At 60.6% G+C, this 23,649-nt stretch carries 19 protein-coding genes and 1 other RNA gene; 10 read left to right on the top strand and 10 right to left on the bottom strand.

The genetic code is table 11. The annotated features are described in order from the left end of the window. Nucleotides 1-141: 141 nt before the first annotated feature. The 3 genes from FHX16_RS14005 to FHX16_RS13995 all read right to left on the bottom strand — a co-directional run bounded on the left by FHX16_RS14005 (nucleotide 142) and on the right by FHX16_RS13995 (nucleotide 4,143). On the bottom strand, nucleotides 142-528 hold the full coding sequence (locus tag FHX16_RS14005; protein WP_183862127.1) for a cytochrome c family protein: 387 nt from the start codon (nucleotides 526-528) through the stop codon (nucleotides 142-144). Nucleotides 529-712: 184 nt separating this feature from the next. Continuing rightward, on the bottom strand, nucleotides 713-1,714 hold the full coding sequence (locus FHX16_RS14000) for an LLM class flavin-dependent oxidoreductase (protein ID WP_183862529.1): 1,002 nt from the start codon (nucleotides 1,712-1,714) through the stop codon (nucleotides 713-715). A 119-nt stretch (nucleotides 1,715-1,833) separates the two neighbouring features. Next, nucleotides 1,834-4,143 (bottom strand): methyl-accepting chemotaxis protein, encoded by a 2,310-nt coding sequence (locus tag FHX16_RS13995; RefSeq protein ID WP_183862129.1) that lies wholly within the window; start codon nucleotides 4,141-4,143, stop codon nucleotides 1,834-1,836. Between the two features lie 240 nt (nucleotides 4,144-4,383). Here FHX16_RS13995 and ruvC point away from each other — a divergent pair, with 240 nt between their 5' ends. The 4 genes from ruvC (at nucleotide 4,384) to FHX16_RS13975 (ending at nucleotide 7,265) form a co-directional block, all read left to right on the top strand. Beyond that, entirely contained in the window at nucleotides 4,384-4,896 is a 513-nt protein-coding gene (gene ruvC / locus FHX16_RS13990; protein ID WP_088693257.1) for a crossover junction endodeoxyribonuclease RuvC, read from the top strand. Between the two features lie 34 nt (nucleotides 4,897-4,930). Beyond that, nucleotides 4,931-5,548 carry a Holliday junction branch migration protein RuvA gene (gene ruvA / locus FHX16_RS13985; protein ID WP_183755723.1) on the top strand — a complete coding sequence of 206 codons (618 nt, stop codon included), beginning with the start codon at nucleotides 4,931-4,933 and terminating at the stop codon, nucleotides 5,546-5,548. Nucleotides 5,549-5,627: 79 nt separating this feature from the next. Beyond that, complete coding sequence (gene ruvB, locus FHX16_RS13980) at nucleotides 5,628-6,668, top strand: Holliday junction branch migration DNA helicase RuvB (RefSeq protein WP_007527359.1); 1,041 nt, start codon at nucleotides 5,628-5,630, stop codon at nucleotides 6,666-6,668. Nucleotides 6,669-6,701: 33 nt separating this feature from the next. Continuing rightward, complete coding sequence (locus FHX16_RS13975) at nucleotides 6,702-7,265, top strand: DinB family protein (RefSeq protein WP_183755724.1); 564 nt, start codon at nucleotides 6,702-6,704, stop codon at nucleotides 7,263-7,265. 21 nt (nucleotides 7,266-7,286) lie between these two features. Here FHX16_RS13975 and FHX16_RS13970 read toward each other — a convergent pair whose 3' ends face one another. The 7 genes from FHX16_RS13970 to FHX16_RS13935 form a co-directional block, all read right to left on the bottom strand. After that, nucleotides 7,287-8,669 (bottom strand): virulence factor family protein, encoded by a 1,383-nt coding sequence (locus FHX16_RS13970; RefSeq protein ID WP_183755725.1) that lies wholly within the window; start codon nucleotides 8,667-8,669, stop codon nucleotides 7,287-7,289. Further along, nucleotides 8,666-11,269, bottom strand: coding sequence for a bifunctional lysylphosphatidylglycerol flippase/synthetase MprF (gene mprF / locus FHX16_RS13965; RefSeq protein WP_183755726.1), 2,604 nt, complete (start codon nucleotides 11,267-11,269; stop codon nucleotides 8,666-8,668). The genes FHX16_RS13970 and mprF overlap by 4 nt, the downstream gene beginning before the upstream one ends. 207 nt (nucleotides 11,270-11,476) lie before the next feature. After that, nucleotides 11,477-13,603 carry a mechanosensitive ion channel family protein gene (locus tag FHX16_RS13960; RefSeq protein ID WP_183862531.1) on the bottom strand — a complete coding sequence of 709 codons (2,127 nt, stop codon included), beginning with the start codon at nucleotides 13,601-13,603 and terminating at the stop codon, nucleotides 11,477-11,479. A 106-nt stretch (nucleotides 13,604-13,709) separates the two neighbouring features. Continuing rightward, nucleotides 13,710-14,729 carry a phosphogluconate dehydrogenase (NAD(+)-dependent, decarboxylating) gene (gene gnd / locus FHX16_RS13955; RefSeq protein ID WP_183862131.1) on the bottom strand — a complete coding sequence of 340 codons (1,020 nt, stop codon included), beginning with the start codon at nucleotides 14,727-14,729 and terminating at the stop codon, nucleotides 13,710-13,712. A gap of 282 nt (nucleotides 14,730-15,011) precedes the next feature. Further along, a non-coding RNA gene (gene ssrS, locus FHX16_RS13945) (6S RNA) lies at nucleotides 15,012-15,170 on the bottom strand. 60 nt (nucleotides 15,171-15,230) lie between these two features. Next, nucleotides 15,231-15,608, bottom strand: coding sequence for a cell division protein ZapA (locus tag FHX16_RS13940; RefSeq protein WP_183862132.1), 378 nt, complete (start codon nucleotides 15,606-15,608; stop codon nucleotides 15,231-15,233). 13 nt (nucleotides 15,609-15,621) lie between these two features. Then, entirely contained in the window at nucleotides 15,622-15,897 is a 276-nt protein-coding gene (locus FHX16_RS13935) for a DUF4164 domain-containing protein (RefSeq protein WP_114714520.1), read from the bottom strand. A gap of 334 nt (nucleotides 15,898-16,231) precedes the next feature. On the opposite strand from FHX16_RS13935, the gene tkt reads away from it, so the two are divergent. The 6 genes from tkt to FHX16_RS13905 all read left to right on the top strand — a co-directional run bounded on the left by tkt (nucleotide 16,232) and on the right by FHX16_RS13905 (nucleotide 23,437). Next, nucleotides 16,232-18,205 (top strand): transketolase, encoded by a 1,974-nt coding sequence (gene tkt / locus FHX16_RS13930; RefSeq protein ID WP_183862134.1) that lies wholly within the window; start codon nucleotides 16,232-16,234, stop codon nucleotides 18,203-18,205. Nucleotides 18,206-18,267: 62 nt separating this feature from the next. Further along, nucleotides 18,268-19,278 (top strand): type I glyceraldehyde-3-phosphate dehydrogenase, encoded by a 1,011-nt coding sequence (gene gap / locus FHX16_RS13925; protein WP_183862136.1) that lies wholly within the window; start codon nucleotides 18,268-18,270, stop codon nucleotides 19,276-19,278. A gap of 161 nt (nucleotides 19,279-19,439) precedes the next feature. Then, nucleotides 19,440-19,580 (top strand): hypothetical protein, encoded by a 141-nt coding sequence (locus FHX16_RS13920; protein ID WP_183755976.1) that lies wholly within the window; start codon nucleotides 19,440-19,442, stop codon nucleotides 19,578-19,580. A gap of 90 nt (nucleotides 19,581-19,670) precedes the next feature. After that, entirely contained in the window at nucleotides 19,671-19,991 is a 321-nt protein-coding gene (locus tag FHX16_RS13915) for a hypothetical protein (protein WP_183862138.1), read from the top strand. Nucleotides 19,992-20,313: 322 nt separating this feature from the next. Next, nucleotides 20,314-22,164: a potassium/proton antiporter gene (locus FHX16_RS13910; protein WP_183862140.1), complete on the top strand. Its 1,851-nt coding sequence runs from the start codon at nucleotides 20,314-20,316 to the stop codon at nucleotides 22,162-22,164. Between the two features lie 70 nt (nucleotides 22,165-22,234). Beyond that, nucleotides 22,235-23,437 (top strand): phosphoglycerate kinase, encoded by a 1,203-nt coding sequence (locus FHX16_RS13905; protein WP_183862142.1) that lies wholly within the window; start codon nucleotides 22,235-22,237, stop codon nucleotides 23,435-23,437. Nucleotides 23,438-23,649 lie beyond the last annotated feature (212 nt).

The raw sequence follows: 23,649 nt of genomic DNA, 5'->3' as shown, positions 1-23,649 counted from the left end.
GTTCCTCCCAAACCGCCACAATGTGCGGAAATTACCCGCAATCGTCGGCAGTTGCGTTAGGACTATCTCATAAACAATGCATCACGGCAATGGCGCGAGCGAGCCTCCCAAATCAGTGGGCTCGGTCGCAATCGGCTGATTTCATTTCGAGAATTGTTTAAGGTAGGCGATCAGATTGGTGATCTCGCCATCATCCTTTAGGCCAACGAACACCATCTTCGTTCCCTTTACCTTCAACTTGGGGTCGTGAAGATAATCGCGCAGCGTCGCGTCATCCCAGACCAATCCGGCTGTGCCCGCAGCCTTCATGGCCGACGAATAGGCAAAGTTCGGATGGGTTCCGGCGGTGCGACCGAACACGTGGTTCAGCGACGGTCCGACCTTGTTCTTGTCGGTGTCGGCAATGTGACAGACCGCGCATTTCTTGAATACCGTTTCCCCGGCCGCCGCATCACCCTCTTGGGCAATGGCAGCCGAGGTGGAAAGACAGAGCAGTGAAATCAAAACAGCAAGACCACGGTAACGCATAGCAATCCTCATCCTCCAAAGGTTGCTCGAAACCGGCCGCGCCATTTTTGGCGCGCCGTCCCATCGCACCTGCATCGCCGCAACTCTACGAACGATAGTGCAATCAGACGAAGCTATGGTGCGACTGCGTTAAGTCAATTCGCACAAATGGCTGTGGGGCCCGGCCTGGCCGGGACGCGCGGCATTACGCCGCAGCGCGAAGGAAGTTTCCAAGCCCGGCAAAAAGCTCCACCGACGTCAATCTCGCCTCTATGTCGTGGATAGGCATCGAGATGATGACTTCGTCGGCCTGTGTCTCCGCCAGGAACTCGGTGAGCTTCGCCTCTGCCGTTTTCTGGGAACCGACGACGGCGTACCGCAGCGTATGTTCCACCGTCAGCTTCTCCATCGGCGACCAGAAGCTCTCCATGTCCTTGACCGGGCGCGGGAACTGGCCGCGCACATTTCGGCGCAGATTGACGAACTGCTGCTGGGCAGAGGTGAAATGATATTGTGCCTCCTCGTCCGTCGCAGCAACGGAACCCATGACTCCGACCATGACATAGGGCTTGTCGAGCACGGCGGACGGCGTGAAGCGGCTGCGATAGATATCGATCGCATCAAGCAGCGAATCCGGCGCGAAATGCGAAGCGAAGGCATAGGGTAGCCCGAGCATTGCCGCGAGCTGTGCGCTATAGAGGCTGGAGCCCAGCAGCCAGATCGGCACATTGGAATTCATGCCCGGGACAGCGAGGATCGCCTGGTTCTCGATTGGCGCTCCGAGTAGCTGCTGTAATTCGACCACATCATTCGGGAAGCTCTGCGCCCCGGCGTCCAGATTGCGGCGCAGCGCCTGGGCAGTTCGCATGTCGGTGCCGGGCGCGCGTCCAAGACCGAGATCGACCCGCCCTGGAAACAGCGCCTCCAGCGTTCCGAACTGCTCGGCAATGACAAGCGGTGAGTGGTTCGGCAACATGATGCCGCCGGAGCCGATACGGATGCGCTTGGTCGCCGCGCCGACATGGCCGATGACAACCGCCGTCGCTGCGCTGGCGATCCCCGGCATGCCGTGATGCTCCGCAAGCCAGAAGCGCTTGTACCCGAACTCTTCGGCCTTCTGCGCCATGCGCGCCGAACTCTCGAGCGACTGGCGGATCGTCCCGCCGTCTGGCACCGGAGCGAGATCGAGAATGGAAAAGGGAACCATGGCGAAGCCTGTCGGTGGTTGGAAGGACACGTCTATGTAGGTGTGCTCTTCTTCCATTCCAAACGGGCCGGCAAAGAAAAGGGCCGGTCACCCGGCCCCTTGTTTTGTCAACGCTCGGTTCAGGCCCGACGTCTTAGCCCGTGCACCTCAGCGCTCTGATGCTCATGCGCCAGTGTGAAATTCGCCAGTTGCCGATCCATTTCGACCGCTTCCGTAGCGAGCCGGTGAATAGCCGCGGTGGTTTCCTCGACCATTGCCGCATTCTGCTGCGTCATCGCGTCCAGCTCGGACACCGCCGTGTTGATCTGGCGCAGCGTGTCCGCCTCTTCACGAGTCGTTTCCATGATCTCGCTGATCTGGCCGTTGATCGCCTCGACGTGGCTGCCGATCCCGGTCAACGCGTCTCCGGCGCGCTCGACGAGCGATACGCCCAGCTCAACCTCATGCGTGGATTTTTGTAGCAGGCTCCCGATTTCCTTTGCTGCACTCGACGAACGCTGCGCCAGTTCGCGCACTTCCATGGCGACGACAGCGAAGCCCTTGCCGGACTCCCCTGCTCGCGCCGCTTCGACGCCCGCATTGAGCGCCAGAAGGTTCGTCTGGAAGGCGATCGAGTCGATCACGGCGATGATAGAGTTGATCTGGCGCGACGATGCCTGGATTGCTTCCATTGCAGCGATCGTCTCTTGCATGATCTGGCTGGAGCCGGCCGTTTCGCGCTTGGCGTCACGGGCAATGCGTTCGGCCTGCTCGGCGCGCTCGATCTGAACCCGGACAGACTGGGTGATCGCATCGATTGCGTTTGCAGTCTCGGTGATCGAAGCGGCCTGGCGCTCGGTACGACCGGCAAGCTCGTCGGCGCCGGTGCGCATTTCCTCGGAGCCCGCGCGTACCGCCATGGAGTTGCCGCCGATCGCCGTCATCGTTTCGCTGAGCGCTGCCAGCGCCTCGTTGAAATTGACGCGCAGGCCCTCGAGTTCGCTCGGGAAGCGTGTTTCGATCTGATAGGCAAGATCGCCATTGGCGAGATGGTGCAGACCCTCGTCGATCGCCTGGACGACTTCCTGCAGTGTCTGGGCCTCGGCCTCGCGCTCGGCCATATGTTGCTGGCGATCCCGCTCGGCGCGCGCCCGCGTTTCATTGCTGGCAGCTTCCAGCTCGCGGCCTTCGACCAGCGATTGCTTGAACCGCGCCAGGGCCTTGGCCATCGTGCCGATCTCGTCGCCGCGGTTCTGGCTGCCGATCTCGACGTCGAGGTTGCCATCGGCAACGTCGCGGGTGACGCCGGCAAGACGGGCGAGCGGCGAGAACAGCAGCTTGGTGATCATCCAGGTCGCCACCGCCATGACGACCAGAACGCCAAATGCGATCATCGTCAGCAGGGTCGCGATTTCGAGCGAGCCGGCGTTGAGCTCGCTGAGACGCACACTTTCCACGACGAGGAAACGGGAGCCCTGATAGTCGATGCCACGGACATAGGCGCGCGCCTGACCATCGGCGCGATCGAAGTCGTCGACCGTCATCCCCTTTGCCGAAAGCGCGTCCTTAGCGAACGTGAACGGCGCCGTATCCAGCATGACAAGCTGGCCAGCGCTGTTCACGCCAACAGCCGAGCCATCTTCCGAGATGATCGCGGCCTGTGCGGTGCTGCCGGCCACGATACCCTTGGCGAGGATACTGGTAATGATGTCATCGCGCACCTTGAAGAGCATCACGCCCTTGGGAGCGCCGAGCTTGACGATCGGCACGGCGTAGAAGATTGCCGACTTACCATTTGCTGCATCGACGCGAAGACCTGAAAAGCCGGTCGGCGCGGAATCGTCCTTCGCCTTGGCGGTGTTCTCGATGGCCTTGGCAAAGGCGAGACCGGCGCCGGTCGACTTCCACGCATCGGTCTTCAGGTTTTCGGCGAAGTCGTCGTTCTTCTTGTAGGAATAGAGAACGTTGCCATCGAGATCGGCAATCAGCAGGTCGCTGAAGGCGGTGTTCTCGAGGTCGCGGGCCACCTCGCCCTGCGTCGTTTCGTGATTGGAGAAGTAGAAGCCGCTCGGAGCTTCCGGCTTGATCAGTTTTTCGCGCTGGTCTGCCGGATTGGGATTGCTGGTGATGAACACCTTTTTCAATTCGGCGCGCGCATCGCCTGACGTCTTCTCGATTGTCTTCCAACCGCTCTTCAGGCTCGTGATCGACATCTGCAGCGCTTCGATGCGCGCAATCGAGTTCGCCTGGTTTTCCAGCTGCTGAAGCTGATCCTGCAGCATGTCGCCGCGGAAGATCAGCACGCTCTCCTTTGCCTTGAGCGCCTGCTCGCCGGATATGCGGCTGCTGGCGAAATAAGCGAGGACGTTGATGACCGCGATCGACAGCGCGGTGAGCAGAATGAATGTAGCAATGACCTTAAAGGACAGGGATTGAAATCTCTGAACCATGAACGACGAACCCTTCCGGAACGGCTCATACCGGCGGAACGGGAACGCCCTGCCGGCTGACCTGTAAACAGAACACGGGAGCCTTACCTCCTGAAGAAGGGAGCTCCTCTGACATTTTGTGGATCAAAAGTCGGCTACGGAGCTTAAATTGCCGTAAACAGCGCGGCTGAAAAACAAGGAATGTTTTTGTTTTGTTCACATATCGATGGCAGTTATTTTGCGAGTGCAATAGGGTGAAGCATGCAAAATACGATTCGCATCATCGGCGTTGATCCGGGCCTGCGCCGCACCGGCTGGGGAATTATCGACACACTCGGCAATTCCTTGCGCTTTGTCGCGTCCGGCACCGTCACCTCGGATGGCGACATGGACCTGGCTTCGCGCCTCTGCCAACTGCATGACGGTCTGGCGGATGTCGTCCATAGCTACAAGCCGGATGAGGCCGCTGTAGAACAGACCTTCGTCAACAAGGATGCCGTCGCGACGCTGAAACTCGGTCAGGCGCGCGGCATTGCGATGCTGGTCCCTGCCCGTGCCGGATTGCCGGTCGCTGAATACGCGCCGAACGCGGTCAAGAAGGCAGTCATCGGTGTCGGCCACGGCGAGAAGCAGCAAATCCACATGATGCTGAAAATCCTGATGCCCAAGGTCGAATTCAAAGGCAACGACGCCGCCGACGCGTTGGCGATCGCAATTTGCCATGCGCACAACCGCGGCAGCAACCGCATGCGGCAGGCAGCACTTGCCGGCTAATCTTCACTGACAACCCACCGAACGGACCATTTGCATGATCGGCAAGCTCAAAGGCACCATCGAAGAAATCGGCGACGACTATGTCCTCGTCGATGTCCACGGCGTGTGCTACGTCGCCTTCTGCTCGGCGCGCACCCTGTCTCGCCTCGGCTCGGTGGGCGAAGCCTGTGTGCTCTTCATCGAAACCTATGTTCGCGAAGACCAGTTGAAACTCTTCGGTTTCATGACCGCGCTCGAGAGGGAATGGTTCACCCTCCTGCAAAGCGTACAAGGCGTTGGTGCAAAGGTGGCTCTCGCCGTGCTCTCGACGCTGCCTCCAAGCGAACTGGCGAACGCCATTGCGCTGCAGGATCGCACGTCAGTCGCCCGCGCTCAGGGTGTCGGACCCAAGGTCGCAGTGCGTATCGTCACCGAACTGAAGAACAAGGCGCCGGCCTTTGCCGGTGAAGCGTCCGGTACCATCGGCCTCAAGCAGGAGTTGGGCGAAGGCGTCGCAGCTGCTCCGGTCGCCGACGCGGTCTCCGCACTGACGAATCTCGGCTATTCCCGCGATCAGGCGGCCAACGCCGTTGCAGCGGCCATGAAGACCGCCGGTGAAGGTGCCGACAGCGCCAAGCTCATCCGTCTCGGCTTGAAGGAACTGGCTCGCTGATCCAATTGCCCGAGCGGGTGCCAAAAGCGTTCGGCTTGGTGTATTGGTCACGAGCGTTTGAAGATTGGGAAATGCCAGCATGAGTGAAGCCGCGCGCCTGATATCGGCCGAGAAACGAGGCGAAGACCTGGATGTGACGCTGCGGCCGCAATCGCTGGACGAGTTCACCGGCCAGGCGGAAGCACGCGCAAACCTGAAGGTGTTCATCGAGGCGGCGAAGAACCGCGGCGAGGCGCTCGACCACGTCCTTTTCGTTGGCCCGCCCGGCCTCGGCAAGACCACGCTGGCGCAGATCATGGCCAAGGAACTCGGCGTCAATTTCCGCTCGACCTCCGGCCCAGTCATCGCCAAGGCGGGCGATCTCGCAGCCCTCCTGACCAATCTCGAAGAGCGCGACGTGCTCTTCATCGATGAAATCCACCGACTCAATCCGGCCGTCGAGGAAATCCTCTATCCCGCGATGGAGGACTTCCAGCTCGACCTGATCATCGGCGAAGGTCCGGCGGCGCGCTCCGTCAAGATCGACCTGTCCAAATTCACCCTCGTTGCCGCAACGACACGCCTTGGCCTTTTGACAACGCCGCTGCGCGACCGTTTCGGCATTCCCGTCCGCCTGAGCTTCTACACGGTAGAGGAACTGGAATTGATCGTTCGTCGCGGCGCGCGCTTGATGAACCTGCCGATGACCGACGAGGGTGCGCGCGAAATTGCCCGGCGCGCCCGCGGCACGCCGCGTATCGCCGGTCGCCTGCTGCGGCGTGTGCGCGACTTCGCCGAAGTAGCGAAGGCCGAAGCCGTCACCCGCGAGATTGCCGATGAGGCGCTGACCCGCCTGCTCGTCGACAACATGGGCCTCGACCAGCTCGACAAACGTTACCTCAACATGATCGCGGTCAACTTCGGCGGCGGCCCGGTTGGCATCGAAACCATCGCCGCCGGTCTTTCCGAACCGCGCGATGCGATCGAGGACATCATCGAGCCCTATATGATCCAGCAAGGTTTCATTCAGCGTACGCCGCGCGGTCGCGTGCTCACGGCAACTGCTTGGAAGCACCTCGGCATGCAGCCCCCAAAGGATCTCGAGGCCGCGCAGTTCCGCTTGTTTCAGGAAGACGACTGATGCTGCGGAAGGGCGTCAAAACGGAGTTAACCGATGCCCACGTTCGACCCCTGTAGAACCGCACGCAAGCTCGCTTACAACAATGCGCTTGCGAACCATCGCCTGCATGAAGCCTGTAGCAAGTTGATGCCGGGAGAGTTCGAGGCAACTCGGGTAAGCTTCTTCCCGTCGATCAAGGCAACGCTCAACCATATTCTGACCGTCGACTGGTTCTACGTCGATGCCTTAGAAGGCGGCACACTAGGGCCTGCCGCCTGGGACGTCGAGGAGCCATTCGGCGACATCGCGGCGCTTGCCGCAGAGCAGGCCAAGGTCGATTGTCGGCTGGTTGCCCTTTGCGAGGCGGCAACGCCGGAAAAGCTGGCATCGACGACCGAGCTCCATCGTTCTGGGCGCATTCAGCGCGAGCGGATGGAAGACGTTTTGAACCACCTGTTCCAGCACCAGACACACCATCGCGGCCAGGTCCATGCCATGTTGGCAGGAACGAGCGTATCACCACCACAACTCGATGAATTCATTGTCGCCGATGATGGCCGCTTCCGGAGCGCCGATATCGCCGCTCTCGGCTGGAGTGAAGACTATTTGATGCGCTAGCGGCAAGGCGCGGAGTGCAGCCTAGTCCTGAAGTCGCGCCTTCAGTCCGTCGATGATCGTCTTGCTCAAGAGTTCGTAATTCTCATCGAAGTGATGGTCGCCGGCAAGCGCGATCACATCGACACCGCTATCCTTGAGGTCAGGGCAAGCCACCTCGTCGTCGTCTTCCTTGCCGTAGATGCACTGGACGATCTTCGCGTCGACCTTTTTCAGGTCATCAACGGGATCGCCGCCTGCACCTTCCGTCTTCTGGCCGAGCCAGCCCATGACGGAGATCTGGTAATCCACCTCATGCGAGAGCGATAGGAGCGACATCTGCGCGATGGAACCCTTCGCAGCCGGCTTCAGTCGCGTATAGGCAGCAGGCACGACATCGGCACCGAATGAATAGCCGATCAGCAGAACATGCTTCACTTGCCACTGCTTGCGATAAAGCTCGATGATCTTGCCGAGATCGTCTGCCGTTTGCTGCGGCTGGCGCTCCGACCAGAAGTAATGCAGCGAGTCGATGCCAACGACAGGGACGCCCTGCTTCTGCAACGCCGCACCGACCTCCTTGTCGATATCGCGCCATCCGCCATCGCCGGAGTAAATGATCGCCATTGTGTCGAAGGCAGGCTTGGCATCGAGAATGGTGAGCGGCAAACCGAGCGGATTGTCGGCGCTGCCGGAGGCATCGATCAGGTCCGAGAGCGTATCGGCGAGCGTCGTCTGGGCATCGTCCCCGGAATCGCGGATATCGATGCCCGAGTGCTGCTTCTTGAGTTCTTCGACGTGCGCACGACCGTCCTTGTTCGCCGACGCTGTGAACGAAGCGATGATCGGGTCCGGAAGAGCTATATCGCTAAGCCCGTATACCATGCGATCGCCGACCGTCTGCTTCTTAGCCGGCGTGCATAGTTCCTTGGTGAGCGGAATGCCGGCAGCCGGATCGATCGCCAGCGTCTGGCCGATCGTCGCATCCGGGGTCTGCGCCGCAATCGCCAGTGCCAGCGCGCCGCCCTCGCCGACGCCGGCAACGATCGGCAGATGGTATGCGCTGTTGCCCGCCGCGCGCTGCACCTGCTGGCTCAGCGATTCAAGGTCGGACACCATGTAGATGCAGCCGTCATTCTGGCTGACGTCGTAATTCCTGAGCGCATCCATGTAGGTCGTAAAGTCGATGCCAATGACGACGGCGCCCTGTTGGACGAGCCGATCAGCCTCCGCTTTCTCGTTGTCGCCCCAGCCGGCGCCATCGGAAATCAGGACGACCGCCCCCTTCACATCTCCATCGGGCAGGAAGATGTGCGGGGAAGGAATTGTCCCTGTCTCAAAGCTCTGCGTCGTCTCGGTCGCGGCCATTGCCGCCGGGGCGGACAAAGACAGGGCGAAGACGGCTGCAAGAAGGTGTCTCTTCATCATTTTCTCACTACCCCTCTCAATCCGCCGCCGATCAGGAATGTCGCGTCCATGAGAGCGATCATCGGATTGCCTCCACCGGAAACCGCAAGATACCGCGGATGCCAGTGTGGATGGAACTTTGATTTGAAGGCCCGAAGACCCTTGAAGTTATAGAAGCGCTCACCGTGCTCGAAGACGGTGCTGCCGACACGGTCCCACACCGGCGCAATCTCGCGCTTCGACATGCCCGAGAGCGGCGCCATGCCGAGGTTGAAATGCGCAAAGCCTTCGCCGCGCAGATACTCCATGATCTGGACGAAGAGGAAGTCCATCGATCCTTTCGGCGCATCCGGAGAGAAGCGCATCAAATCGATCGTGCCCTCGTCCCTCGCGGCCGTTATCAGGATGTTGGCGAATGCCACGATCCTGCCCTCGAGCTTGAGAATGCCAACCGGCTGCGCAAGGATATAGTCCGGATCGAACGCACCGAGCGAGAAGCCCTTCTCCTTGGCATTGTGGTCCTCAAGCCAGGCATTCGAAACCGCAGCGAGCTCATCCATCGCTGCCGGAACGTTTTCCGGTGTGATCACCTCGAATTCCAGGCCGTCGCGTTGCGCACGGCTCGCGGTCTGCCGTAGGTTCGCCCACTTGCCGCCCTTCATCTCGAAGGTCTTCAGATCGGCGACGGCAAGCTCGCCAAGCTTGAAGGCCCGCAGCCCCGCATCAGCGCAGTGGGAAAGAAGCGCCGGGGAGATCTGATAGAACACAGCGCGACAGCCGGCTGCGCGCGCCGACTCCACGAAGCGCCAGACGAGTTCCGGAATCGCACTGCGCTCGCCGATCGGATCGAAGAGAGCGATCCAGGAGCGACCCTGCCGTCCGTACATGATGAAGGCGTCGCCCTTCTCAGAGAACATGATGCTTTTGTCGCCCATGCGCACGAGATTGGCGTCGGCATATCGCTGTTTTTCGACGATCTCGACCGCCCGCTGCAAAGAGTCCGCCGAAGCAGGCTCTGGCTTGATCGCTACAGGGCGAAGCAGGCTGAAGATCGCGATTGCCGAGGAAATGATCGTCAACCCGAGCACGGCACGCAGGCCGCGGGGCGCCTCGCCGGCAAATTCGAACTGCCACCACAGCTCGCTGCTGTACTCGACGTCCCGATAGACGAAGAGCAGGATGACGATGGCGCCGACGCAGATCACGGCAATGGCGGTCAGCCACGAGGCCGTCAGCGTCTGGTTGAGAAGGGACGCATGCCTACGGAACAGCCGGCGGCTGACGAAAAGGCCGAATATCAGGAAGCCAAGGAAACAGGCTTCGACCAGCGCGATCGCCTTCAGTAGCGACAAGGTGAGCGCGGCCGCGGCCGACAGAATCGATACCCACCAGGCGCCGTCAAGCTTCTGGCCGAGGCCGCGGGCGGCAACGACCAGCGCTAGCCCGAGCAGGCTCGACAAGAAATGCGCGCCTTCGACGATCGGCAGGGGAAGGTAGTTGGCAAGAAACTCGAGATTCTGGTCGGGTGTCGGGGTGACGCTCGAGAAGATGAGCATGACGCCGAGAAGCAGCGACAGCGTCGAGAGCAACTGCGGCATCAGCCGGATCCCGATCCGCCGGATACCCGAGGCAACCGGATGATCCGCGAACCGACGAAGTTCGGTCGCCGAAACGGCAAGGACCGCGATCAGCAGCGGCAGAACATTGTAGATGAGGCGATAGAGCACCAGCGAGCCGAGCACTGCGTCGATGTTCACCGCACTGCCAAGCGAGGCGATGATAATGGTCTCGAATACGCCGAGACCGGCCGGCACGTGGCTTAGGACGCCAAGCCCGACGGCGATCGCATAGACGGCCAGGAACACCGGCCAGCTGATCGCCGCCTGCGGCAGAAGGACGTAGAGGACCGTCGCCGAGGCGGCGATGTCGAAAGCGGTGACCAGGAACTGCCGGGACCATGTCCGCGAGTCCGGCAACCGGACCTCGACCGGACCGAGATGAATTACGCGCCCGTCGCGCCCCATGAACATTATGACGCCCAAGCCGGCGATCACCGCACCGGCCAGCAGCCGCAGCGTAAGGCTACCGACATCGATCAGAGGCGCAATCTCATCGGCGATGATCAGAAGCGCGATCGCCGCGACCCCCGCAAGCCCGAGCCCGAAAGACAGTGTCACGAAGGCGATGACGCGGCCGATCTCTTCCGGCGTCAGGCCAAGGCGCGAATAGGCACGATACCGGATCGCGCCGCCGCTCAACGCACCGAATCCCGCCGTGTTGCCAACCGCATAGGCGCTGAAGGCCGTCAGTGCCACCTGCGGAAATGGCAGCTTCCGGCCAACATATTCGATGGCATTCACGTCGTAGAAAACAAGGGCAAGGAAGCTCAGGCCAGTGAACACCAGGGCCAACAGGATCGAGCTGACCTTGGTGTCGGCCAGTGCCTGCACAACGTCGTCGTAACGCACTTCGTTCGTGAGCTGCACGATCGCGAAGCCGACGAGACAGAAGAGGGCGAGCGTCACCAGGGCCGTCAGGTGCGCGCGATAGCGCCTGAAGAACCCGCGTATTGCAGATTCGTCGGCGTCTTCGATTTCGTCTAGTTTGCCGTGCCCCGACATCTCGTACCGTCACAATTTCCTGTTTAGCGGATGATGTTCGAAGCACGTAACATAGGCGGCATGCAAGTTCTATGAATGCGCGTCTGCCCCGACCCAAGCCCGTCCGTTGTCGCCTCCTTCATCTCCAATTGGGGCAAATTTGGCGCAAGACGCAGCTCTGCGCATTGCAATTTCGTAAGGTTGATCGGACTGGGGCTGAGCGCCGGGCTATGCCGCTGGCTCACCCGAGCCCGAGAGCTGCGACAGATGGCGGGCAGCGGCCGCATGATCAGCCTCGTGGCTCTCGCTCGATACCTGCACGGTCGGCACAGCGAACTCGATGCCGTTTTCCTTGAAGGCGTTGCGGATCATTGCCAATGCGTTACGTCGTATGACGAACTGCTCGCCGGGCTTGGTCATCATTGCCAGCCGGATGACGATTGCGAAGTCGCCAAACTGCTCCACGCCCTTCATCTTCAACGTTTCGATGATGTGCGGGCTGTAATCGGGATTGTCCAGCAGTTGTTGCCCAATCTGTTTGATCACCTTCTTCACCTTCACGAGGTCGGTGTCGTAGGTCACGTTGAGGGTGATCTTGTCGATCGTCCAGTCGCGGTTCAGGTTCTTGACTGCGCCGAGCTCACCAAACGGTACCGTCGTCAGTGGTCCACGGTGATGCCTGAGCCGAACCGATCGCAGGCTGAAGGCCTCAACGACACCCTTGTGGCTGCCGCTTTCGATATACTCACCGACGCGGAAGGCGTCGTCCCACAGGTAGAACATACCGCTGATCACATCCTTCACGATGGTCTGCGCGCCGAAACCAACGGCAACGCCGACCACCCCGGCACCGGCGATCAGCGGACCGATCTCGACACCGAGGCCCGACAACACCATCAGCACAGCAATGACGGCGATGACGACGGCGAGAATATTCCGGAAGATCGGGAGCAGCGTCTGCAACCTCGCACGGCTGGCCTTGTCCTCATCTGTCAGCGCCCCGTCGATACGAGAGTCGTCGAGCTTGCCGTTAATGTAGGCCCGCGCCAGATGCCACAGCAGATCGGCAGCAAGCAGGATGACAATGCCACCGATCGCACCACGGGCGATCCGATCGATCATTGTTTCTCCCGCCGCCATCCTGTCGGCGGCAAGCCCGATCATGCGCCCCAGCCAGAAAGCTGCGACCGCGATGATGAGGGCGCGAACGCCGCGATCAAGCAGTACAGTAGCGATGCGTCGCCCTGCAAGAAAGCCTGCCTCCGCCTGATGTAGGGAACGAACGGCGAGCGTCGCAACACTAAGGGCACGCGGCAGAAGCACGACATAGATGCCGATCCAAAGCAGTACGTTGAATCCCGAAACCCACAGAAGCCAAAGCAGACCGAAATAGAGAGTCAGCCCCCAGGAAAGGGACAGGCTACGGTGCTCTCCCTCTTCCACAGGGCGGGACCAAACGGCCTCAACCGCGATAGCAAACAGTCCAAGACCGAGGATGTAGCCGACGAAATAGCGCGCGCCTTCGGAAAAGCCGAGCGGCGCCATGAGTTGGATCACTGCCCAGCCGAAGGCGAAGTAGATGACGAAGACCGCGCAGCGGCGGAACCAGAAAAGCGCCCGTGCCCGTGAGATCTGGCGTTCGCCATCCGCGCGTGGCAAGGTGACCAAAGCTACCAGCAGCCGCCCCAATGCGACGGTAAAGCGGGCGACGATGAGCGCGATCGCGATTGCGATCGCCATGGAGCGCGTGATCGGCGGCCAACTGAAGGCAAGCAGCGGAACAAGCGTCGCAATGGCAAAGACGATCGCCGGAACAATGCGATAAAGCAGATTTGCCGTTGCATGGTGGGCAACGGTCACAGCCCCGTCGTCTGTCTGCCGGATCCGTGGCTTGGGCACGATAAGGCGGAAGACCAGCTCGACAGCCAAGCCGGCAAGGAACAGAGCAACGACCTCCGCGGTTATCAGCAGCCAGCCGCTGGGAACGACCTCGCGTTCAACGACCTCAGAGGCGGTTTCCACTTCGCCAGGAAACTCCATCGCCGCGTCCGAGACCATCTCGACATGACGGCGGGCGTGACCGACAAGCTCGGAAAGCGCCGACATTTCGCCGGTCTGCGGCTGTGTGGGTGCGGTCGGCGCAGGCTTCGTCTGCGTCGCCATCCACTCTTTCACCTGCGGTTTCTGCATCAGTTCGAGTATTTGCCGCACTTCCGCCGGCGGTTCGGCAGCGGTCGCCGCGGAGGGTGTTGAAGCGGGAGCGGTCTGGGCGGCGGAGGCGCCGGCAAACGCGAACAGGAACATCATCGATACCAGCAGCTGCATCATGCCGCGTGCGCCAATTGCAGGACCCATCATTCCTTGCCCCCTCGATGCGATCCCCCGACAATATATCGTGCTGTTTAAAAGAAAAGCCCGCACAGGCATCGCTGCGCGGGCGTGGAAAACGAAAAGTTGCGACCTAGCTCTTCGGCTTCTCGACGTGCCCGCCGAAACCTGCGCGCATAGCGGAGAGCACCTTGTTGGCGAACTCGTCATTGTCGCGCGACGAGAACCGGCCGTGCAGCGCGGCGCTGAGCACCGGCGTCGGCACGCTTTCATCGATTGCCGCCATGATCGTCCAGCGGCCCTCGCCAGAATCGGAAACGCGACCGGCATACTTGGTGAGGACCGGATCGGCATGCAGCGCGTCGGCGGTCAAATCGAGCAGCCAGGATGTGATCACGCTGCCACGACGCCATACTTCGGCAATATCAGGCAGGTTGAGGTCATAGCGGTAATACTCGGGGTGGGCCAATGGGGCGGTTTCCGCGTCAACCTCGTGGGTCGTCGCACCGATGTTCGCATGTTTCAGGATATTCAGCCCTTCCGCATATGCGGCCATGAGGCCGTATTCGATGCCGTTATGCACCATCTTGACGAAATGACCGGCGCCGTGCGGACCACAATGAAGGAAGCCTTGTTCGGCAGTGCTCTCCGGATGCGCGCTGCGCCCCGCCGAAGGAGCAATATCTCCCTGCCCGGGCGCCAGGGATGCAAAGATCGGCGACAGCGACTGGACGATTCCTTTCTCGCCGCCGATCATCAGGCAATAGCCGCGTTCGAGACCGAATACGCCGCCGCTGGTGCCGACATCGACATAGTGGATGCCCTTGGTGATGAGTTCGGCGCCACGTCGGATGTCGTCGTGATAGTACGAGTTGCCGCCGTCGATGATGATGTCGTCGTCGTGCAGCAACGGCACGATCTGGGCGATGACCTTGTCCGTGATCGCCGCCGGCAGCATCAGCCAGATCGCGCGCGGGCGCGACAGCTTCGAGACGAATTCCTCAAGCGAGGCTGTCCCGACAGCCCCCTTGCCAACGAGATCGGCAACGCTCTCCGGCTTGGCGTCGTAGACGACGCATTCATGGCCGCCGCGCATCAATCGCTGAACCATGTAGTTGCCCATGCGGCCCAAACCTACCATCCCAAGCTGCATCTCAAATCTCCTGGAAATTAAATCGATATGATGCGGAAACTAGCACTCGCTATGCAGCAAGCAAGCGAACTCTCTGTCGCATGGATCAGACAATTCGGGCGACCGACCTGAAACAACAGAATTCCAAGGCGGGAGGCACGGTCTCGCCGTTCAATATTCCGGCGCGGTCGCCTGCTCGCCCCGCATCTCACTGAGGAAGAAACCTTCCCGCAGATTGATGCCGTATTCGACGAACGGGTCGTGCGGGCACACGCGCAAAAAGCAACGGAGATGGAGAGGGAAGCGCGATCCACGGCAACCGATGGATGTTTACGATCCTGGGTGCCTACAAACGTAGGTGGGCACCGTGTGTCCAGGCCCACGAGCCTGGTCAGGGACAGCTCCCTTTGGATCGAGTATGGCCCCAGGGATTGTGGTTCCTGTCGAGAGGCGCAGACCGCACCCGATATATAAGACTGATTTCCGCGGCGCGCCAGAGGGGACCCGGAGCGCCCTTCCGATTTAATTGAGCTCGGCTGGCGCTCTGCCGTTCAGCTTGTCGGTGATACCGCGAATGCGGCTCGTCACCTCGCCGAGCGCGGCCGCAAGCGTCTCTTCGGTGCGGGCGTTCGTCGCCAGCACCGTATCGCTGCTGTTGCGCAAGGCGCCCAGTTCGGATTCAAGGTCCGCAATCCGGCGGGTCAACTCGGAGATCTCGTCCATGACCATGATGCCTGCCATGACGGTGATGCGCAGGTCGCCGATTTCACCGAATTGGCCTTTGAGGTGGCCGACGTAATTGTCGAAGCGCGTTGCGAGATCCGTCAGGTGATCTTCCTGCCCTTCCTCGCAAGCCATCCGGTAGGCCTTGCCGTCGATCGTTACCGTTACCTGCGCCATCTGCCGCGCCTTTCTATCGGTCGAGAACCGCGCGAATAGTCTCCATGGCCGTCACCAGCCGCCGCGAGACCTCGCGATTGACTTCTTCCAGCCGGTTCGCGCGGAATTCGGCTTGGTCCAATTCCTGGGCAAGCTTAGAGCGATCCGCGTGGATCCGGCGAACCTCGCCTTCGACCTCGCCCTGCTCTCGCTGGTGCTCGATACGCATGTCGACTGCGTTCTCGAGCCCCGATATCGCTTGCCGCAGCTCGTTCAGTGCCGCTTCCATGATTTTGCCTGTAGGCGTCATGTCTCTCCGGTTCCCCGCGCAAGACCCGCGAATCGGCGCGTGCGCCCGATTCAGTATTTTCAAAAGGATACGCACCTCGCCAACGGCGCGTCAATAAAGCCGGTACCGCAGCCGCAGACCTATTCTGTGGATGACAAAAATCAATCGCTGCCGCGTGTGGCATTCAACTTTTGTAAAAATTGATGGTCAAATGTCTAAAATCGATTGGAGCAGCTTTTGCTACGCCTTCATTTTATTGACTTGGCCGTTCCAACTGCTATGTGTCACCCGCTCTCATTGATGGTCTCCACAGGCTTGAGGCCATCCCCCGACACCGGAACCCCGTGGAACAGCCATGACCTCTCCTGAACAAAACGACCGGATGGCAAATGCGATCCGTTTCCTCGCCATGGATGCAGTCGAAAAGGCAAATTCCGGGCACCCAGGCATGCCGATGGGCATGGCCGACGTAGCGACCATCCTCTTCACGAAGTATCTCCGGTTCGACCCGAAGAAGCCGCATTGGCCAAACCGCGACCGCTTCGTGCTGTCGGCCGGCCACGGCTCGATGCTGTTGTACTCGCTGCTCTATTTGACCGGGTATCCCGACATGACGGTCGAAGACCTGAAGCAGTTCCGCCAGCTCGGCTCGAAGACCGCCGGCCATCCGGAATATGGCCATGCGACCGGCATTGAGACGACGACCGGACCGCTTGGCCAGGGCATTGCCAATTCCGTTGGCATGGCGATCGCCGAGCGCAAGCTGCGCGAGGAGTTCGGGGCAGAACTGCAGGATCACTACACCTATGCGATCTGCGGCGACGGCTGCCTGATGGAAGGCATCAGCCATGAAGCGATTGCGCTTGCCGGCCACCTGAAGCTCAACAAGCTCGTTCTCTTCTGGGACAACAACTCGATCACCATCGACGGCGCTGTCTCGCTCTCTGACTCGACCGACCAGATTGCCCGCTTCAAGGCCGTTCACTGGAACACGATCGAGATCGACGGCCACGACCAGGCTGCCATCTCCGCCGCCATCGAAGCCGCCCACAAATCCGACCGTCCGACCTTCATCGCCTGCAAGACGATCATCGGCTTCGGCGCTCCGAACAAGCAGGGCACTCACAAGGTCCACGGCAACCCGCTCGGCGCCGATGAAATCGCAGCCACCCGCAAGGCGCTGAATTGGGAATACGAGCCCTTTGTCATTCCCTCTGACATCCTCGACGCATGGCGCGCAGCCGGCAGCCGTTCGGTTGACCTTGTCAAGTCGTGGGAAGACGGTCTCGCCAAATCCGCACACAAGGCTGAGTTCACTCGCCGCTTTGCCGGCGACCTGCCGGAAGGCTTCGACGCAGCGATCAGCGACTACAAGAAGAAGCTCATCGAGACCAAGCCAGTCATCGCTACTCGGAAGGCATCGGAAGACGCCCTCGAAGTTATCAATGGCTTCCTACCGGAAACGCTCGGCGGTTCGGCCGATCTGACGCCGTCGAACAACACCAAGACCAGCCAGATGCATTCGATCACGCCAACGGATTTCGCCGGACGCTACATGCACTGGGGCATCCGCGAGCACGGCATGGCTTCGGCGATGAACGGCATCGCGCTGCACGGCGGTCTCATTCCCTATGGCGGCGGCTTCATGATCTTCTCGGATTATTGCCGCCCGCCGATCCGCCTCGCCAGCCTCATGGGCATCCGGGTCATCCACGTCCTGACGCACGACTCGATCGGCGTCGGCGAAGACGGCCCGACGCACCAGCCGGTCGAGCAGATCGCCGGCCTGCGTGCCGTTCCGAACCTGCGGGTCTTCCGTCCGGCCGACCCGACCGAGACGGCCGAGTGCTGGCAGATCGCCATCAAGACGAAAGACCACCCGTCCGCCCTCGCGCTGACCCGCCAGAATCTGACGCCGGTGCGTACCGAGTACAGCGAAAAGAACCTCTGCGAGTTGGGTGCCTACACGCTGGCTGGTAATGCCGACGCGAAGGTGACGATCTTCGCTTCGGGCTCCGAAGTCGAACTGGCCGTTGCGGCCCGCGCAACGCTCGAAGGCAAGGGTGTTTCCACCCGCGTCGTCTCGGTTCCCTGCACGGAACTGTTCTTTGACCAGCCGGCGGCCTACCGCAAGGAAGTCATCGGCAACTCGCCGGTCAAGGTCGCCGTTGAAGCCGCCGTCCGCGAAGGCTGGGATGCGTTCATCGGTCCGGAAGGTAGCTTCGTCGGCATGAAGGGCTTCGGCGCATCGGGCCCTGCAAAGAAGGTCTTCGAACATTTCGGCATCACCGCGGACGCCGTGGTCGCGGCCGCAGAAGCAAAGCTATAAAGGGAGCGCACAAGCGCTCTCCAATTCAATCCGCAAGCCCCATCTCTAGGGAGTGAATGCACATGACTGTAAAGGTTGCCATCAACGGCTTCGGCCGCATCGGCCGCAACGTTCTCCGCGCTATTGTCGAATCTGGCCGCACCGACATTGAAGTCGTCGCGATCAACGACCTCGGCCCGGTCGAGACCAATGCCCACCTGCTGCGCTACGACTCCATCCACGGCAAGTTCCCAGCCGAGGTGAAGGTCGAAGGCGACACGATCACTGTTGGCGGTGGCAAGCCGATCAAGGTGACGGCGATCAAGGACCCGGCGACGCTGCCGCACAAGGAACTCGGCGTCGACATCGCGATGGAATGCACCGGCATCTTCACTTCGCGTGAAAAGGCTGCCCTGCACCTGGCTGCAGGCGCCAAGCGCGTCATCGTTTCGGCCCCTGCCGACGGTGCTGACCTGACCGTCGTTTTCGGCGTCAACCACGACCAGCTCACCAAGGAGCACCTGGTCATCTCCAACGCATCCTGCACGACGAACTGCCTCGTACCGGTTGTGAAGGTTCTCGATGACGCGGTCGGCATCGACCACGGCTTCATGACCACGATCCACTCCTACACCGGCGACCAGCCGACGCTCGACACCATGCACAAGGACCTGTACCGCGCCCGCGCCGCAGCCCTGTCCATGATCCCGACGTCGACGGGCGCAGCCAAGGCCGTTGGCCTCGTCATGCCGCATCTGAAGGGCAAGCTTGACGGTACGTCGATCCGCGTTCCGACCCCGAACGTCTCGGTCGTCGACTTCAAGTTCGTCGCCAAGAAGGCCACGACGGTCGGCGAAATCAACGAAGCGATCAAGGCGGCCGCAAACGGCAAACTGAAGGGCATTCTCGGCTACACCGACGAGCCGCTCGTTTCCCGCGACTTCAACCACGACAGCCACTCCTCGATCTTCGCGACCGATCAGACCAAGGTCATGGAAGGCAACTTCGTGCGCGTCCTGTCCTGGTACGACAACGAGTGGGGCTTCTCCAGCCGCATGTCCGACACGGCCGTCGCTTTCGCGAAGCTCATCTAACAGCCCTGCCGAATTATCTCGGAAAGCGGCCCGGACAATCGGGCCGCTTTTCTTATGGCCAGTCCGATGGCCGTGGCGAGTGGGTCCTTCCGCTTGCGTCCCATCGTCAAACTGGCTAGCGTCACAGGCATAAGAGATGCCGGATTGCCGACGAGTCCCCCATGAAAATTCTCATGACGATCATTGTTGTTTGTATGATCGCGAGCGTGTTGAGCTTGAGCCTCGTTGGCGGTCGCAGTTCCAAGCAGATCGCGGAGGGGCAACCGCTGCTGGCGTCCACGCAGGTCATGGGACCGCGATAATCGTTATCCTTAAAGGATAGTGCTGGCGCGGGGTGTTCGATCACCGTACTGTCGCTGTCAAGCGGATGGTGCGCAGGCGAAGGAATTCTGATGGACTACTTTACGATCGAAATCGATGGACAACCAGTCGCAAGCTTCCGCTCCGAGGACGCCGACGATGCCAAGACCTTCTTCGAGGCTGAGGATTTCCGGGAGGATCTCACGGTCCTGCAATCTCAAGGCAAGCCGGTTTGGGACGGAGTTGCTCCGCTCAGCCTGCGCAAGGCAACCGCCGAAGAGGCGAGCGAAGTCGAGCACGCCTACGAGTTCGACGACGATCCGGAGCGCACCATCGATGACGAATTCGTCGTCTTCCTGGTCCCAATTTCCGACATCGGCGATGACGAAGGCGATGAGGACGACGACATCTGATCTGAGGCCTCGACGCGGTTCACTTCCGACAAGAAACTGATCGCCAGGAAAAGCGCGCGAGCGCCGCTTCTGCCCTGCTATCGCCCGATTTGCTCATACACTCTTTCAAGCTCCTTCGTGAGCGCTCATCCAGCTTTGCCGTTCGGCACGCCAAAACAGCAGCATGAAGCCGCAAAACAGCAGGGGTTCGACCGCAAGGCCTACCCATCCCGTTTGTTTTGCCGTTTACTCGCAGCAAGCTTGGATGACGACGAAAGGGTGACTGGGAATGGGCTGCGGGACCGGGGGTGGTCTGCATTGAATTGCAGGTAAGGGGATAGGCATGGAAGCGTTCTATATCGTCGTACTGGTGTCGACGACGCTCGTGCTCCTCGCCGCGTTCTCCAGCCTGCTCGCGTTCCGCTTCGGCGCGCCCCTCCTCCTGCTCTTCCTGGCGATCGGATTGCTTGCCGGAACGGATGGCCTGGGCATCGAATTCACCAACAACTATCTCGCCTATATCCTCGGTTCCATCGCGCTCGCGATCATCTTGTTCGACTCCGGCTTTGGAACGCCAGTGCAGTCGTTCAAGCTCGCCGCCATGCCCTCGCTGACACTCGCCTCGGTCGGTGTCCTGATAACGGCGGCATTGGTTGGCGTCGTCGCCATGTGGTTGCTGAACTTTACGTGGCTGGAAGGTCTGCTGCTCGGCTCCATCGTTGCCTCTACCGACGCGGCAGCGGTCTTCTTCCTGCTGCGCATCGGCGGCATCAATATCCGCGACAAAGTGCGGTCGACCCTTGAAGTGGAATCCGGCTCCAACGACCCGATGGCGATCTTCCTGACTATTGCGCTCGTTGAGGTTCTTGCTAGCGGCGAACGGTATCACGGCATCAACATCGGCATGCTTGCCATGTTCGTGCAGCAGATGGGCCTCGGCGTCATCCTCGGCCTGCTCGGCGGCATGATGATCGTTTTGATCGTCAGCAGGCTGGAGACGGATCGCGGCCTGACACCGATCTTCGTGCTGGCCCTGGCGCTGCTGGTCTTTTCAGCGACAGGCGCAGTCGGCGGCAGCGGCTTCCTCGCCGTCTACGTTGCCGGCATCTACGCGGGCAGCCGCAAACTCCACGGTTATGCCGCCATCAAGCGCTTCCAGGACGGCATGACCTGGCTTGCACAAATCATTATGTTCCTCGTTCTCGGGCTCCTTGCAACACCGTCGCAGTTTCCGTCGATCGCCATTCCAGCGATACTGCTTGCCCTGTTCCTGATCTTCGTTGCGCGCCCGCTTGCCATCTGGTTGTCTCTGCTGCCCTTCGACTACACGCAGCAAGAGATTGGCTTTGTCGCATGGGTCGGGTTGCGTGGCGCGGTGTCGATCCTGCTTGCGATCATGCCCATCCTTGGTGGATTGGAGAATGGCCAGGTCTATTTCAATACCGCCTTCATCATCGTGCTCGTCTCGCTGCTCGTACAGGGGTGGACGATCAAACCGGTTGCCAAGAAGCTCGGGCTCATCACCCCACCGCGGATGGGTGCCGTCGACAAGGTGGAAGTAGATCTGCCGGGCGCGGCAAACCATGAGCTTCTCTCCTACCGCGTCGTCAAGGATAGCCCGGTCTTGCGCGGTGAGCGTATCCCGCGTTGGGCAACGCCCTCGCTCGTCATCCGAGATGGCAAGTCGATGCGCTATCAGTATGCCGGACGGCTGCGCGAAAACGATCTCGTCTATCTCTTCGTAGTTCCCTCCTATTCGCGGCTGCTCGACAAGCTCTTTGCCAGCCGAGTTCCTGTCGAGGAGGACGATGCGGATTTCTTCGGCGCCTTCGCACTTTCACCGGCTCGCCCCGCCGCAGATCTCGACGCCGCCTATGGCCCTGGACTGCTGAACGAATCCGAGAAGGGACTGACGATCGCCGAGTTGATGAAGCATCGTCTCGGTGGCAAGGCCGACTATGCCGACCGGGTGCGCCTCGGCTCCATTATCCTGATCGTCCGCGATCTCGACGACCAGGACCACATCACTTCGGTCGGCATGTCGCTCGAGGCTCTCGAGCCCGCCACCGCCCTGCCGATCTTCCTTAATCTGCATGACATCATCGACCGCGTCCGTGACCGCTTTAAAGGTCGCAAGAACCGTGAAGCAGCCGCCGCAGCGACGTCCGGCAAGGGTGATGAAAAGCGGCAATGACCGCCTTGCGTCTCCAGTCATCCTTGGTATGGTCCCCGCATCTTTTGGGCAATAACGAACGGACTTCTCCATGCCTTCCTTCAAGACCCTCGACGACCTCAACGACATTGCCGGCAAGCGCGTCCTCGTTCGCGTTGACCTGAACGTCCCGGTCAAAGACGGCAAAGTGACCGACACCACGCGCATCGAGCGTGTTGCCCCGACGATCCTGGAACTGTCGAAGAAGGGCGCCAAGGTCATCCTGCTCGCGCATTTCGGTCGCCCCAAGGATGGCCCGTCGCCAGATCTTTCGCTGTCCCTGATCGCGCCCTCCGTCGAGGAAGTCCTTGACCACTCGGTCTCGACCGCCGACGACTGCATTGGCGCCGTGGCTAGCGACGCCGTTGCGGCGATGAAGAACGGCGACATCCTGCTCATGGAAAATACGCGCTTCCATAAGGGCGAAGAGAAGAACGACCCGGATTTCGTCAAGGCGCTAGCCGCGCAGGGAGACATCTACGTCAATGATGCCTTCTCCGCCGCCCACCGTGCGCACGCCTCGACGGAAGGCCTCGCCCATCATCTTCCCGCTCATGCCGGCCGCACCATGCAGGCTGAGCTCGAAGCACTTGAGACCGGCCTCGGCAATCCGGCCCGACCGGTCGTTGCCATCGTCGGCGGCGCTAAGGTCTCGACCAAGATTGATCTCTTGATGAACCTCGTAAAGAGGGTCGACGCGCTGGTAATCGGCGGCGGCATGGCAAATACCTTTATCGCCGCGCGTGGCACGAATGTCGGCAAGTCGCTCTGCGAGCACGACCTTGCCGACACCGCAAAGCAGATCATGATCGAAGCGGCCACGGCGGGCTGCGCCATCATTCTCCCCGAAGACGGCGTTGTTGCCCGCGAGTTCAAAGCAAACGCCGCCAACGAGACGGTCGCGATCGATGCGATCCCCAGCGACGCGATGGTGCTGGACGTCGGTCCGAAGTCGGTCGAGGCGATCAAGGCCTGGATCGAGCGCGCCAATACGCTCGTCTGGAACGGTCCGCTTGGCGCGTTCGAGATCGAACCGTTCGACAAGGCAACCGTCGCGGCAGCGAAGTTTGCGGCCGAGCGCACCAAGGCTGGCAAGCTGACTTCGGTCGCCGGTGGTGGTGATACGGTCTCCGCGCTGAACCATGCCGGCGTTGCCGATGATTTCAGCTATGTATCGACCGCGGGTGGTGCCTTCCTTGAATGGATGGAAGGGAAAGTCCTTCCGGGCGTCGCGGTCCTCAACAAGGCCAAATGATCCGAACAGTCGAATTTAACAGATTTTACATGTAGATAGACCGTGGCGCGGAAGCGCCGCGGTCTTTTGCTCAAAGCAAGAACAAAAGCCCGAACTTTCAAACGATTAAAAAAAATTCAAACGTTTCAAAGAATTTTGCTGCCGTTTTCCCGACCATAAACTTCTGTTATCCGCGACCTATATTCACCGGTTGACGATTTTTCTTTGCTGTG

Source organism: Rhizobium sp. BK661, assembly GCF_024808825.1.
In the GTDB taxonomy this organism is placed as follows: domain Bacteria; phylum Pseudomonadota; class Alphaproteobacteria; order Rhizobiales; family Rhizobiaceae; genus Rhizobium.
This window is presented reverse-complemented; position numbering and strand designations above follow the sequence as displayed.